Annotated in this window: 6 protein-coding genes; all 6 read right to left on the bottom strand. The window is 61.4% G+C overall.

Features of this window, described 5'->3' with window-relative positions; translation table 11 throughout:
* Window positions 1-58: 58 nt before the first annotated feature.
* Window positions 59-421, bottom strand: a complete 363-nt coding sequence (locus tag DW211_RS03565) for a desulfoferrodoxin family protein (RefSeq protein WP_089572163.1) — start codon at window positions 419-421, stop codon at window positions 59-61.
* A 150-nt stretch (window positions 422-571) separates the two neighbouring features.
* On the bottom strand, window positions 572-4,036 hold the full coding sequence (locus tag DW211_RS03560; protein WP_118259242.1) for an SNF2-related protein: 3,465 nt from the start codon (window positions 4,034-4,036) through the stop codon (window positions 572-574).
* Window positions 4,037-4,064: 28 nt separating this feature from the next.
* Window positions 4,065-7,868, bottom strand: a complete 3,804-nt coding sequence (gene dnaE / locus DW211_RS03555) for a DNA polymerase III subunit alpha (RefSeq protein ID WP_117647693.1) — start codon at window positions 7,866-7,868, stop codon at window positions 4,065-4,067.
* A gap of 240 nt (window positions 7,869-8,108) precedes the next feature.
* Window positions 8,109-9,308, bottom strand: a complete 1,200-nt coding sequence (locus tag DW211_RS03550; RefSeq protein WP_118259240.1) for an MFS transporter — start codon at window positions 9,306-9,308, stop codon at window positions 8,109-8,111.
* Window positions 9,309-9,411: 103 nt separating this feature from the next.
* The gene (locus DW211_RS03545) at window positions 9,412-9,921 is read right to left on the bottom strand and encodes a DUF3284 domain-containing protein (RefSeq protein WP_118259238.1); all 510 of its coding nucleotides are present in this window, start codon (window positions 9,919-9,921) and stop codon (window positions 9,412-9,414) included.
* Between the two features lie 136 nt (window positions 9,922-10,057).
* Window positions 10,058-13,675 (bottom strand): UvrD-helicase domain-containing protein, encoded by a 3,618-nt coding sequence (locus tag DW211_RS03540; protein ID WP_118259236.1) that lies wholly within the window; start codon window positions 13,673-13,675, stop codon window positions 10,058-10,060.
* Window positions 13,676-13,678 lie beyond the last annotated feature (3 nt).

Here is a 13,678-nt window from a genome sequence, read left to right as displayed (position 1 = left end):
GCAGTCGGCGCTCGCATGTGCATATGCTAGCTATGATACCCCGAGCGGGGGCGCGCTCCTAGAACGTCGCAGACCACAGCCCGTGCAGGTTGCAGTAGGCATAGACGGTACCGGTCTTGGAACCGCCGGCAAAAAACGTCGCGGGCTTCATGCCGGGCTCAAGGTAATGGACCTCTAAGCGGCCCTCGGCCTCAAGGGCGATCCACTCAATATAGTGCTCGGGCAGGCTGGGGTGCTCGACCGAGCCAACGCGTGCGCGAATCACGTGACCGTCGCGCTCGGTCTCGACAACAGGCACGTGCTTCTCGTGCGCCGCGTCCTCAGTGTTTGCGGTCAGTTCCGTGCAACCGGCAGGGGTTGCAACGTCGTTGCCAAGGGCGGCAATGAGCTTACCGTCGGGGTCCTTAAAGAATTTCGCCATGATGTTCTCCTTTGCTGACGTGCCAATGTTCTTGATGGTTCTTATGCCCAAAGGCAGACAAACCATCCACGGCATTGCAAATGAACACATAACAGGCGGGGACGATGGGGCAGCGTGCGCTATCCGCCCTGGCGGCCCCACCCGAGCGGGTTAGCGCCCGTCGCCGCCCAGCAGCGCCAGAACATCTTCGCGGGTAAACAGCGCCGACGAGATGCCGTCGCCGCCGAGCACGCTGTTGACCAGGTCGCGCTTGGACTCCTGCATCTGCATAATGCGCTCCTCGATCGTGTCCTTGGCGATGAGCTTGTACACGGTCACGGTATGTTGCTGGCCAATACGGTGCGCGCGGTCGGTCGCCTGGTCCTGCGCTGCCACGTTCCACCACGGGTCGTAGTGGATGACCACGTCGGCCGCCGTCAGGTTAAGGCCCACGCCGCCCGCCTTGAGCGAAATCAAAAAGACCGGAACCTCGCCCGCTTGGAACTGCGCGACCATCTTGGCGCGGCTCTCCTTGGACGAAGCGCCCGTGAGCTTAAGGAAGGCGATGTCCTCCTTGGCCAAGCGCTTACCGATGATATCGAGCATACCCGTAAACTGGCTGAACAACAGGATGCGATGCCCGCCGTCGAGTGCGCCGTGCACGAGCTCCATGCACGTATCGAGCTTGGCGCTCCCCGCCTTGTAATCCTCGTAGTGTAGACGCGGGTCGCAGCAGATCTGGCGCAGCTTGGTGAGCTCGGCGAGCACCTTGAGCTTGTCCTTCTTAAACTCCCCAGCCTCGCGGTGCTGCACCTGCTGGGCGATGCGGTCCTGGTTGGCCAGGTAGAGTTTGCGTTGCTCGCCGGTAAGCTGTGCCATGACGGTGTCCTCGATCTTCTCGGGCAGGTCGGCCACCACGTCTTCCTTAACACGGCGCAGCACAAACGGCGACACGAGCGCCTGCAGGCGAGCGGCGCTATCGCCCTCGGCATGCTCGACGGGGCTCTCAAAGCGCTTGGCAAACGACTCGCGCGTCCCCAAAAGGCCCGGCATCAAAAAGTCGAAGATGCTCCAAAGCTCGGACAAGCGGTTTTCGATGGGCGTGCCCGTCAGGGCAAAGCGCGCGCCGGCAGGCAGGCGCTTTGCGGCGCGCGCCACCTGCGTGAGCGGGTTTTTAATGTACTGGGCCTCATCGAGCACCACGCGGGCAAAATCCTGCTCGACGTACTCGTCGATATCGCGCCGCATAAGATCATACGACGTCACAACCACGCTATGCTCGGCCACGCCGGAAATCTGTACACGACGTTGAGCTTTGGCGCCCACGATGGCGCACACATCGAGCGACGGGGCAAAGCGCTCCAGCTCGGCGGTCCAGTTGTACACGAGTGAGGCCGGGCATACCACGAGCGTGGGCTTGGTGTCCCCCGCCTCCACGCGCGCCAGGATATGCGCGATCATCTGGAGCGTTTTGCCCAGGCCCATGTCGTCGGCCAAGATGCCGCCAAGGCCCAGGTGTTCGAGCGAGCCGAGCCACTGGTATCCGTCGACCTGGTAGCCACGCAGCGTGGCCTTGAGCGAGGCGGGTACCGTAAAGTCCATCTTGCCGAGCGTGTCCAGGCGCTCGACGGTGCGGCGGAACGCAGCGTCGCGATCGGCCTCGAGCGCCGGCGTGCGCACGAGCATGCTATCGACAAAAAGGGTGCTCGACGCGGGAAGCGACACGCCGTCGAGCAGGTCGACGGCATCGACACCAAGATCTTCGGCAAGGCCAAACGCGGCGCGCGCCCCCTCGTCCAGGCGAATGATGTCGCCGGACGTAAGGCGCGCAAACGTTTGATGGCGCTTGTACGAATCGAGATAGACGGCAAGGTCCGCGGCCGAAAGCCCGCTCGCGCCCAGCTCGACATCGAGCAGATTGCTCTTAACGGTCGCACGAACCGAGAGCTTGGGCGCGGGGCGGACCGAGATCTGGCGCAGACGGTCGCTGAGCATGACCTCACCCAGTTCGGACAGGGCGGACAGGCCCTCGGTCAGCAGGCAGAACAAGCGGGCGTCATCGCGCTCCTCAAACGCCAGACCGCCCTCGTAGAAATCGAAGTACAGGGCCGCCGTATCCATAACGCGAAACTCCGCCACCTCGTCGCGGGGCGGCACACCGGGGCGCTGCTCTTCGAAGGGGCTGCCCGGAGCGCCCAGGCTAAAGAGATCCGCCGACCAATCGCCGTAGGTAACCGTAATTTTGCAGGTCACGAGCCCATCGTCGACACCGATCGCCATAGCAAAGCTCGGCTCGGGTGCCACGGTATCGAGCGCGGCGGGCGCGGTGAGGTCGGTGTAGTCGCGCAAAATGGGCAGCGCCATACGGCAGAACTCACCCACCTGCTCGGCGGCAATATGGGCGGGCGTGCGGCACGGCAGCAAGCGCGACAAAAAAGGTGCGGCATGCTGAGCAAATGCAGCGTCGGTACGGCGCGCGCGGCGCGTGTCAACCAAGTAGGCGGCATCGCCCGACGCAAAGCAGTACATATCGGCGGGCAGGCGCAGGTCATAGCTACCACCAGCCGCCGGCGCGATTTTGGCGGCAAGCAGCGGTGGGCGCTTAGCGGATGCCTCGTCCTCCCCTTGCGGAGACAGCTCAACCGCCACGTCGTAGGTGCGATGCGTCGTCATCCCCCGCGACCAGGCGGGCTCAAAGGAGATGGTCTGGCCGCGCAGCAGGTCCAGCACATATACGATGCTATGCTCGGACAGAGGCAACTGACGCTCGGCAACAAAACCGCTGCGGGCAAAGTCGTACGACGCCGAACGTGAGCTTGTGATGTCATCGAGATAGGCAACTGTCGTCACAACAAGGTTGAGCAGCTTTGCCGATGTTTCGTCAAAGGCCTCAGGTGAATGGACAAACGTGAGCTTCTTGCCATAGGAGAACGTGCCGCCGCGCACGTAGGCATCGGCCATGCCGTCGATGTCCTTGACCACGTAGGAGACCGATCCACAGCGAATGCGGAACTCGAGCGCCCAGCTAAAGCGGTCAGCGAACAGCGGATTGTAGTACGGCACCAACGAGGGCTCCAATGCCGCTTTGGGGGCGTCGGGATCGACGGCACCGGCAAGCTTGCGGCGCATGCTCGCCAGCTCATTCATGCGCGCGTCCGAAAGATCGGAGAGCGCCGCCATAAGGCTCGGGCTCGTGGGGACGGGCGCCGGGAAGGGAAAGTTGGGGTTGACGGCCGGCGCTTTGGGCGCGGTGCGCGCGGGCTGTTTCGGCTGCGCCGTAAACGTGCGAACCGGTGTGCGCAAACCTTCGACGGGCTCGGCGCCGCTGGCATCCAAATACGCCAGCGCCGTGGCAATAGCGTGCTTACACATACCGGGATAGCGGTATGCGGCGGGGCAGTCGCAGTCGTAGTCGATAACCTCGTGCTCGTCCATATCGAGCGCCACGTGCGTCTTGTACAGGTCGCCGCGCGAGCCGCGCACCGATCCCTCAACCGTCACGTTTTTGGAGAAGCGCGAGCCGCTGTCCTCAATCGACAGCACGGCGCCGTTGAGCATGAGCGAACGCCCCTTCATAAAGGTGCCGCTCAACGCCGCCTCTTTGCGAAGCGCCTGCACAAACGTCCCCTGCGCCATCACTTCCTCCAATCTCACCCGGGGTAGCTTAGATCACCGTCACGCGACCCTGGTTACCCACAATGGCCTTGGCCTCGGCCAGCAGCGGAATCGAACGCGCGTTGACCTTGGCAGGTACCTCGGCACGCAGTACGCGCCCGTCCACCTGCTCGATAAAGATCTCCACGCGGTCGCCGCCCGGGTTGGCGGTGAGCACCGTGGCCAGGCGCGCCATATTGCCCTGGCTAAAGCGGCTGTTGGGCACCATGACCTCAAACACCTTGGGCTTGTTGTTCTCCTCGTTGAGCTCGAGCGGCACGATCTCCTGCGCGATGATCTGGTCGCCGCGGTCCGAGCGCTCGAGTTTGCCCTTAATGCGCACAAAGGCATCGGACAGCTGCGCGCCGGTCTCGGGATCGACCTCGCCGTACAGGTACCCCTCGGCCTCTTTATAGGTCTTGGGGAACACGACGACGGTGGCCTCGCCTTCCATGTCCTCGAGCTGCACGATGCCCATGGGGTCACCGTTTTTGGTCACGCGCTTGGACACGCTCGAGACCATGCCGGCCCACCACAGCGCCTTGCCCTCGGGAATCTCCTGGTTGATGGTGCCGCCCGTAGGATTCTGAACTTCGTAGCCGGTATCGATCTGCGAGAACGAGAAGTCGCGCGCCTTGGCTAGTGCATACTCAAACGGGCGCAGCGGGTGGTCCGAGACATAGATGCCCAGAACCTCCTTCTCCTGGCTCAGCTTAAGGTGGCGATCCCACTCCTGGCCGTCCGGATCGGGCACGCTGACCTCGAAGCCCGAGCCCTCAACGTCGCCAAACATATCGAAGAACGACGTCTGGCCGCTCGCGCGATCCTTCTGGCGCTTTACCGCGGCATCGATGATGTTCTCGGGGTTGTTCTTGTCCACAAAGTGCATCATCTGGCGACGCGGATACCCCGTGGAGTCGAAGGCGCCTGCCTTGATGAGCGATTCGATCACGCGGCGGTTGGCCTGGCTCGAGTCCACGCGCTCGACAAAATCGTGCAGCGTCTTAAACGGACCGCCCGCCTCGCGCTCGGCGATAATCGCCTGCGCCACGCCGGTGCCCACGCCGCGGATGCCGGCCAGACCAAAGCGCACGCCCTCCTTGGTAGCCGTGAACTCGGTACCGGACTCGTTGACATCTGGCGAAAGCACGGGGATGCCGTCGTGGCGGCATGCCGAGACGTAGTGCACGATCTTGTCGGTCTTGCCCGTGTAGGACGTCAGAACGGCCGCCATGTACTCGTGCGGATAGTGCGCCTTGAGCCACGCCGTCTGCATAACCAGGATGGCGTAGCCGGCAGAGTGCGACTTGTTAAAGGCGTAGGACGCAAACTCAAGAACATCGTCCCAAATCTTCTGGGCGACCTCGCGCGTGTAGTTGTTCTTGATGGCGCCGTTCATCCAGTGGTCGTAGGTGGTCTCGTCCGAACCATCCTCCCAGTGGAGCACCGTCGAGGTGAGCAGCTTGATCTTTTTCTTAGCCACGGGCTTACGGATACGCGAGTCCGATTCGCCCTTGGAGAAGCCGCACATCTCGACGGAGATGAGCATGACCTGCTCCTGGTAGACCATGGTGCCGTAGGTTTCGCCCAGAATGTCGTCCAGACGGTCGTCGTAGGAGACGGCCGGCTCCTTGCCGTTCATACGGTTGATGTAGGACGACACCATGCCGGCGCCCAGCGGGCCCGGGCGGTACAGGGCGATCAATGCCACGACGTGCTTGTACTCGGTGGGCTTCATGTTTTTGATCGTGGCCGTCATGCCGGCGGACTCGACCTGGAAGACGCCGGCGGTGTGACCGGAGCCCATGAGCTTAAAGATCTCGGGGTCGTCAAAGGGAATCTCTTCCTCTTTGATGTCGATGCCGAAGTTCTTTTTGATGTTTGCCTTTGCCTTGGAGATAACCGTCAGCGTGCGCAGGCCCAAGAAGTCCATCTTGAGCAGGCCCATATCGGCGACGGTATGACCCTCGTACTGGGTAATCTCGACGCCGCCCTTGGTGTCGAGCTTGGTGGGCACGTGCTCGTTGACGGGGTCACGGCAGATCAGAACGGCGCAAGCGTGCACGCCCTCGCCACGGGTAAGGCCCTCGATCGAGAGCGCCGTGTCGATGATGCGGCGGGCGTCGTCGTCCTTTTTATATGCCTCGGCAAAATCGGGGTTAAACAGATCCTCTTTGCCGGGTTGCTTGTCGAGCACCTGCTTGAGTTTGACCTTGGGGTCGCTCGAGACCATCTTGGACAGGCGCTGGCCCATGTAGACCGGGTAGTCCAGGACGCGCGCGGCGTCGTTGATGGCCTGCTTGGCCTTAATGGTCGAGTAGGTGATGACGTGGGTGACCTTCTCGGGGCCGTAGAGCTGGCGAACGTGCTCCACGACCTCGAGGCGCCGCTCATCGTCGAAGTCCATATCGATATCGGGCATCTCGGTACGCTGCGGGGACAGGAACCTCTCGAACATCAGACCGTTCTCGAGCGGGTCGAACGCGGTGATGTTCATGGCGTAGGCGACGATAGCGCCGGCGGCCGAACCACGGCCAGGGCCGACACCGATGCCGTTGTCCTTGGCCCATTGCACGTACTCGGCAACGATCAAGAAGTAGGCGGCAAAGCCCTTGTCGCAGATGACCTTGTATTCGTACTCAAAGCGCTCTTTGATGTTGACGCCACCGATCTCGCGCGTGGCCCAGTCGTCACCGTAGTGCTGGCGCAGGCCCTTCTCGCACTCGCGGCGGAACTGGCTCTCGTGCGTCTCACCGGGGTCGAGCAGCGGGAAGCGCGGCAGGATGATGGAGTCCCAGTCCAGCTCTACGTAGCACTTGTCGGCGATCTCGAGCGTGTTGTCGCAGGCCTCGGGGCAATACGGGAACATCGCCCGCATCTCCTCCTCGGTCTTCATATAAAACTCCGAGCCGGTCATGCGCATGCGGTTGGGGTCGTCGACCTTGGCGTTCATGCCAATGCACATGATGACGTCCTGCACCGGCGCGTCCTCGCGGCGCAGGTAGTGGAAGTCGTTGGTGGCAATGACCTTGACGCCCACCTGCTTGGCGATATCGATGAGCGTGCGGTCCATCTGCTCGTCGGTCAGGCCGTTGTCGGTGGTGATGCCGTGTTCCTGGATCTCGATGTAGAAGTCGCCAGGTTCGAAGGTGTCGCGGAAGGTCTCGGCCCACTTGATGGCGCCCTCCATGTCACCGCGGTCGATGTATTTGGGAATGATGCCCGCGATGCAGGCGCTCGTGCAGATCATGCCCTTGGCATGGCGGCGCAGGTTGTCGAGCGTCACACGCGGCTTGTAGTAAAAGCCCTGCACGGCGGCCTCGGAGACCGTCTGCATCAGGTTGACGTAGCCCTCCTGGTCCTTGGCCAGAAGGATCATGTGGTAGAGCTCGGGCTTATGGTCGCGAGCGAGCGTCTCGTCCGGCGTAAAGTAGACCTCGCAGCCAAAGATGGGTTTGATGACCAGGGGCGGCTTGAGCTCGTCGATGTTGCCCTTCTCGTCCCACATGGCCATGTCCTTCACATACTGGGCATGCTCGCGCGGGTTTTCCTCGGGATCGGGCTCCACCAGCTCGTCGCGGCGGTCCTTTTCCAAGAAGGCCTTGTCGTGGCTCCAGGTTTTGTACTCGGGCGTGTTGTGGTTGACGGCGTCGCAGGCCAGCGCCAGATCGGGCACGCCATACATGTAGCCGTGGTCGGTAATGGCCACGGCGGGCATGCCAAGCTCAACGGCACGGTTGACCATATCCTGGATACGGGTTGCGCCGTCGAGCATGGAGAAAACGGTGTGGTTGTGCAGATGGACGAATGCCATGTGATGAGCTCCGATGCGGGTTCGTGTTCTGACTGAACGATTTTACCGCACGGCGCGGATAGCACCCGAACCTAGCCAAACCAACACGGGTAGTCAATTTGGGACCTTCAAAAAGGGGAATGAGGGCATCCAGATATATCGAGTATTACTGGAACCCCGGCGATGCGCGGAATGATTTGTGACGAATAGTCATGTCCATCAAGAAGGCTCGACGCTTCAGATAGCTCGTCAATCGATATATCAATTCTTGGAGACCTGTATTCCAACCATTTTTAATGAAACAACGGCGGTAATTGCTATCGCGATTGCACCAATAATACCGAGCGCTATCTGAATGGGATATAACCCCAACACATGTCCAAATATGGAGAAAAACACTGCAGAAAAGAGAGCCCTTACCAGAGACGCGACGGAAAGGATCGTCGCGCGGAGATCGTCCGCTATCGCGTCTTGGATTAAGTTTTCCGAAGTGATGTACACCACTTCTGGGAGAAAACAAAGCACCATGCTAAGGCCAAACAAACACAGCGGATTTGAAGCGAACCACGGAAGAATCATGAAAAGGCCAGCCTCGATTAGCATCGAGCCGAGCATGGTATTTCTTTTCCCGAAACGCAATGAGAAGAAATCTGCTGCAATGTAGGCCGTCGCATTTACTGCATAGGATGCACCGAAAAAGATTCCTATTATGGAGACGGGAGCATCAAATGCGTCGAATACCAACTGATTCAAGTTGTAATAACTCCCATAGAATCCATCGAGCATGCTTGTGCCGATTAGAAGAAGCAATACCGCAAAAGCGGATTCTCCAACACGCCAGGTTTCGCGTCTGAACATCTTGGCCGCGTCAAACCTTCCCTTTTCAGAGCTTTCAGAACGGGTCGCTTCCGTCCTCTCAATGGGATACAGAAGGAAAAGCTGCAGGAGATAGAAAACGGAGACACATACGTAGAGGGCGCTCCAAGATACTTGGGCAATGAAAGATCCGAGCACAATTGCCATTCCCGTAGCGATTGATTGTGCGGCAAGCAGCCGAGCATTGATGGTGAGGAAGCGCTCTCCTTGACCGGCATTCCGGGCAATTTCATATAAAAGTGCTTGTTCGGATCCCGATTGAAGGGAGTAGGCGAGTGCCTCAACAAGGGAAAGCACGACAAGAAAGGGGCCTGAGAGCAACAGCATGCCAGCCGTATGGAAGAAAAGCAGCAGCACGCCCACTTGAATCGAAAACTTCTTTCCAAAGAAATCGCCTATCAGCCCTGTTGGCAGCTCGAGGACGACCGTTGCAATGTTAAACAGGGCTTGATAAAGCGCGATTTCCGTGACAGACATTCCTTTCTCCGCAAGGAAAAGTAGAAACACTCCCCGATTTAAAACAAATCCCGCGAGAACGAAAAAGGTGGAATAGATGTGCAGTTGCGTAGCGGCATTCTTATTCATTCGGCACTTCCATCAACTAATTTTGTCGGGCCGCTCGCTACTGACTCGAAGCCTGAAGTGTTCACAGTTGATGTGAAGAGCGGTAAAGCTTTTGCACAGGGTATCAATGGAATACATCCGAAGCGTTTTCGGCAGTATCATCGGCGAAGGCGGGATTAGCCTTTACGCGGCGCTCACCCTCGATGTATTTGACGATTTGATCAATCGTCTGTTTGGCGTGGCTCTTGAGCTTGCGCTCGTAGAAGAAGAGGCCGAGCTTGCCGCGCATGCCAGACGTGTTGCCACCCGCACCCTGAAAATCCTCGGTATAGGTGAGCTCGCAAGCACCATCGCCAGCAGGTGCAGTCTCATAGCGCATGGTATTGATGCCCGCCGCATACTGAAAACGGACCTCATAGAGGCACGGGTAGTCAAAGTGCTTGATCTTAACCTTGATCGCCGTGCCCTTGGTCTTGCCTTTTGCGGACTGGGCGCGCTTCTCGTACTTATAGCCGTTGAGCTTATTGCGGCTAGGACGTTTGCCCGTGACGTTCTCGATATCCTGCATGATGGACCCCGCGAGAGCGTCAAAAAGCTCCTCCGGCGTCACCTTAAGCGTTTTGGTGAGCTGCATGATGGCCCCTTATTCGTTTGAACCGTTCGGGCCATTGTACCGCCCCAAGCTCTCCCATGCGTTGCGGTGCCATTTGGACGATTGAGGGCCTTACGGCCGCAAAACCAACCAAATAGCACCATAAAGCCTGAGGTGGCTAGAGGCTGTAGGTGACCACTTGGGGCTCGCAGGGGTTGGCGGGGTCGACTTGCTCCACGCGGACGAACTTGACGGTCACGGCCTCAAAGCCCGCCTTGTGCAACACATCGGCGTAGACGCGCGCCTGCAGGGCGTGCTTCTCCTGCAGCTGTTCCGGCGTCTCGTCCGGTGTGCCGCCCGTCTTGTAGTCGATGACCAGCGCGCGTGACGAATCCGCCGGGTTCGTCGCCAGTGCATCAATGGCGCCCTCGGCATAGGCACCGTAGCGGGCGATGTCCTCGTCCTCGCAGCCCAGCGAGAAGAACGGCACCTCGGCACGGATGCACGGCCAGGCAAGCAGCTCGGCACGGACCGCCGACTTGAGCCAGCGGTCCAGGGCAACGTCGAAGCGCTCGCGCTGCTCCGGCGTCAGGTGCCACAGGCGCGTCAGCGCATCGGCACGCTCAGCGGGCAGCGCATCGGCACCCACCTCGATCAGCCACTGGCAGGCGGCATGGAACGCCGAGCCCAGCGCCATGGGGTTGCCGGCGGGCTCGACAGCAGCCACGTCTGCATCGGCCATCTCCGAGCCATCCGACTCTGCATCATCGCCTGCCTCGTCCATGGGAACACGAGTCTCGGCGGCACGGTCTTCCGTCTCGGCATGCAGCGCCGCGGCAATTGACGAGTAGCTGTACGAATCGCGCGCCGGATACGGGCAGGTGCCCATGCGCACGCCCACCGCCTGGGGATACACGAGCTCAAACGCATCGGGCTCGGGGTCGGCAGGACCGGGCACAGTTGAGTGCGCAGCATTATCGGCGGCATCGGCATCGCCGCGGACAAGCCTGCCCTCGGCATCCAGAGAAGCATTGGCCTCAAACGACTGCTCACCAAAAGCAAAGTCAGCCAGCGAGATGAGCTCGTAGTCGCCCGGCTGGGAGTTGTCGAACACCAAACGGTCGGCATCGAGCTGCGGCATGTCCAGGCCGTCCGTCGGCAGAATACGACGCAGCACGTCGTAGGTCAGATCGGTCTCGACGTCGAAGGTCGGCGCCGTCACCTTGCCACGGCTCACGCCGGCATCCATCGCCAGAATGACCAGCTCGCGCGCACGCGTCATGGCAACATAGAGCAAGCGGGCCCGCTCCTCGAGCGAAAGCTGCAGGTCGTCGTCGCGCAGGCGGGCAAATGCCTCGGCGGGAGAGCCCGTCGCACAGACGTCCTCCATGAGCTCTGGCGGCAGCCACAACGACGTGCCCTTGCCCTTAAACGCATGCTCAAACTGCTTTTTGACGTCGTCGCCCTTCACAAAGGTTCCGTCGGCGAGCTTAACGCCGTCGAAGCGTGCCGGCAGCGCCACGATCTGCGCTCCGCCCTCGACGCGACCCATCTGTGCCGCACCCGAGGACTTACGAACGCCAAAACACTCGGCAACCGCTACGACCGGATACTCCAGACCCTTGGACGCATGCACCGTCATGATGCGTACCGCGCCGTCGCCCTCCTCGTTGAGCGCGCCCGGGGCCTCCTTGCCCGCCAAGAAGCGGTCGAAGGCGAGCGCAATGGAGCGCGGCGAGTTGCCGAGCTCGGCCTCTGCCTCGGCCACGGCGTCGAGCGCCTTGAGCACGTTGGCGGCAATGGCCTTGCCCTCGGGACCACGCTGTGCCAGACGCACAAACCAGCCGGAGGCGTTGACCACGTCGCGCGCGATGGCGGCGAACGAATCGCGGCCCACGCGACGGAGCGCATACCGCAGCACCTCGCGGGCGCGCGTCACGAGCGGCAAGTCTTGCAAACCCGGCACATCGGAATCGCTCATGATGCCCACGTCGATGTTGCGGCGCGAGGTTTCCCCCGTCTGGTCGTCCAGCTTGGTCGCCAGCGCCAGGAACTCCTGAGCGCCGAGCGCAAACATCGGCGAGGCCAGCAGCGGCATAAGACCCTGCGCCGTATCGGCCGGGTTAGCAAGCGCGCACACCAGGGCACGCACCGTTTGGACCTCGGCAGCCTGGGCAAAGACCGAGCCGCCCGCGATGACGCAGTCGAGCCCCTGGTCGCGAAACGCCTGTGCGTAAACATCGGCATTGGTCATGCGGCCCAGCAGCAGCACCATGCCGCCCTGGGGCTGACCGGCATCGGCAAGCGCGCGGAACCGCTCCGCGATCGCGCGGGCCTTGGCCTGTGTGCGCTCCTGCGTACTGCCGCCGGCAACAAAGAGCGCCTGGCGACGCGAGGCGTCTGCCACCAGCGTGTCCTTGCGGCCGTCACTCGCCTCAAGGTCCAAAAAGCCCTGCATCAGGCCGCCGTCATCGCCGTCGAAGACGCGTGCCACGTAGCGCAGCACCTCGTCGTGGCTGCGGAAGTTGCGCACGAGCTTGACGAGCTCGCCGGCGGGGACATCCAGCGTGTCGACCGTCTCGGACGCCGCCGTCGAGCCCACCTTGCGCTCTTGGCGACGGAACACCTCGACCTCGGCGCCGCGGAAACGATAAATCGACTGCTGCGCATCGCCCACGGTACACAGCGCACGCTCACCCGCGCCGGTCAGGTAACGGATCAGGTCAACCTGCATCTGGTCGGTATCCTGGAACTCATCGATCATGACCATCTTAAAGCGGCCCTCATAGGCTGCTCGAATAGCCGGGTAGTCGCGCAGCGCCTCGTACGCCATACGCAGTAGGTCGTTGTTATCGAGCGCGGACTGGCCGGCCTTCAGTGCGCGATACTCAGCCTCCACGGAACGGGCCAGGCCCACCAGCGCATCGAGCGCGGGGGCACCGCAGGCCAGCACGATATTGATAAACGCATCGGCAGCCTCGGCCTTGAGTAGCTCCACCTGCTCCTTAGAAAACGCCTTGCTCGCCCGAGGCATGCTGCACGACATCATGAGTCGCGCCGCATCCTCCATGGTTTTGCCACTCGCCTCAAACGCGTCGATGGCGTCGAGTGCCACCTGTGCCTTTTCGGTCGCGGCCTTGCTCGCACCCAACGCCGCGCGATAGGCGTCGGCAAGCGCCGAGGTGTCAGCCTGGCCGCGCGCCACGCACACATCGTCCATGCCGCCCGGCAGCTGGCTCGATAGCTCCAGCAGGTCGCGCACCAGTCCTTTAATGGTGGTACCGGCGCCAAACGGCCCACCCTCGCCCGCCATGGGATACCAAGCGTAGAGGGCCTTAAGCGAAGCGGCGAGCTCGGGGGCGGCATCGGGCGCCGTCGCGCGGGCCAGCACATGCTCAACAGCCTGGTCCATAAGCTCGTCGGTATCGGTGAGCACCGTGAACTCGGGATCGATGCCCAGCTCCAACGCATGTGCGCGCAGGATACGCGAGCACATGCCGTGAATGGTCGAGATCCACGCATCGTCGACGGTCAGGGCTTCCTCGTCCATGCCCTCGTCGATGAGCGCGCGGCGCACACGGTCACGGATCTCGGCCGCGGCGTCTTTGGTAAAGGTAATGGCGAGCACCTGATCCAGATGCTCAACGAACGGACCGGATTCGGGCGAGAGCGCGTAGACGATGCGGCGCGTGAGGGTAAAGGTCTTGCCCGAACCGGCACCCGCCGAGACAAACAGCGGACGGTCGAGCGTTTTGACGATCTGCAGCTGTTGCGGCATCAAAGTCGAAAGATCCATGGT

Source organism: Collinsella sp. AM18-10 (genome assembly GCF_003471585.1).
GTDB lineage: Bacteria > Actinomycetota > Coriobacteriia > Coriobacteriales > Coriobacteriaceae > Collinsella.
The sequence above is the reverse complement of the archived record's forward strand: the minus strand, read 5'-3'. Positions and strand labels throughout refer to the sequence as shown.

Coding starts and splice junctions, on each gene's coding strand:
- DW211_RS03565 (WP_089572163.1), bottom strand. CDS start 421: ATGGCGAAATTCTTTAAGGACCCCGACGGTAAGCTCATTGCCGCCCTT.
- DW211_RS03560 (WP_118259242.1), bottom strand. CDS start 4,036: ATGGCGCAGGGGACGTTTGTGCAGGCGCTTCGCAAAGAGGCGGCGTTG.
- DW211_RS03545 (WP_118259238.1), bottom strand. CDS start 9,921: ATGCAGCTCACCAAAACGCTTAAGGTGACGCCGGAGGAGCTTTTTGAC.
- dnaE (WP_117647693.1), bottom strand. CDS start 7,868: ATGGCATTCGTCCATCTGCACAACCACACCGTTTTCTCCATGCTCGAC.
- DW211_RS03550 (WP_118259240.1), bottom strand. CDS start 9,308: ATGAATAAGAATGCCGCTACGCAACTGCACATCTATTCCACCTTTTTC.
- DW211_RS03540 (WP_118259236.1), bottom strand. CDS start 13,675: ATGGATCTTTCGACTTTGATGCCGCAACAGCTGCAGATCGTCAAAACG.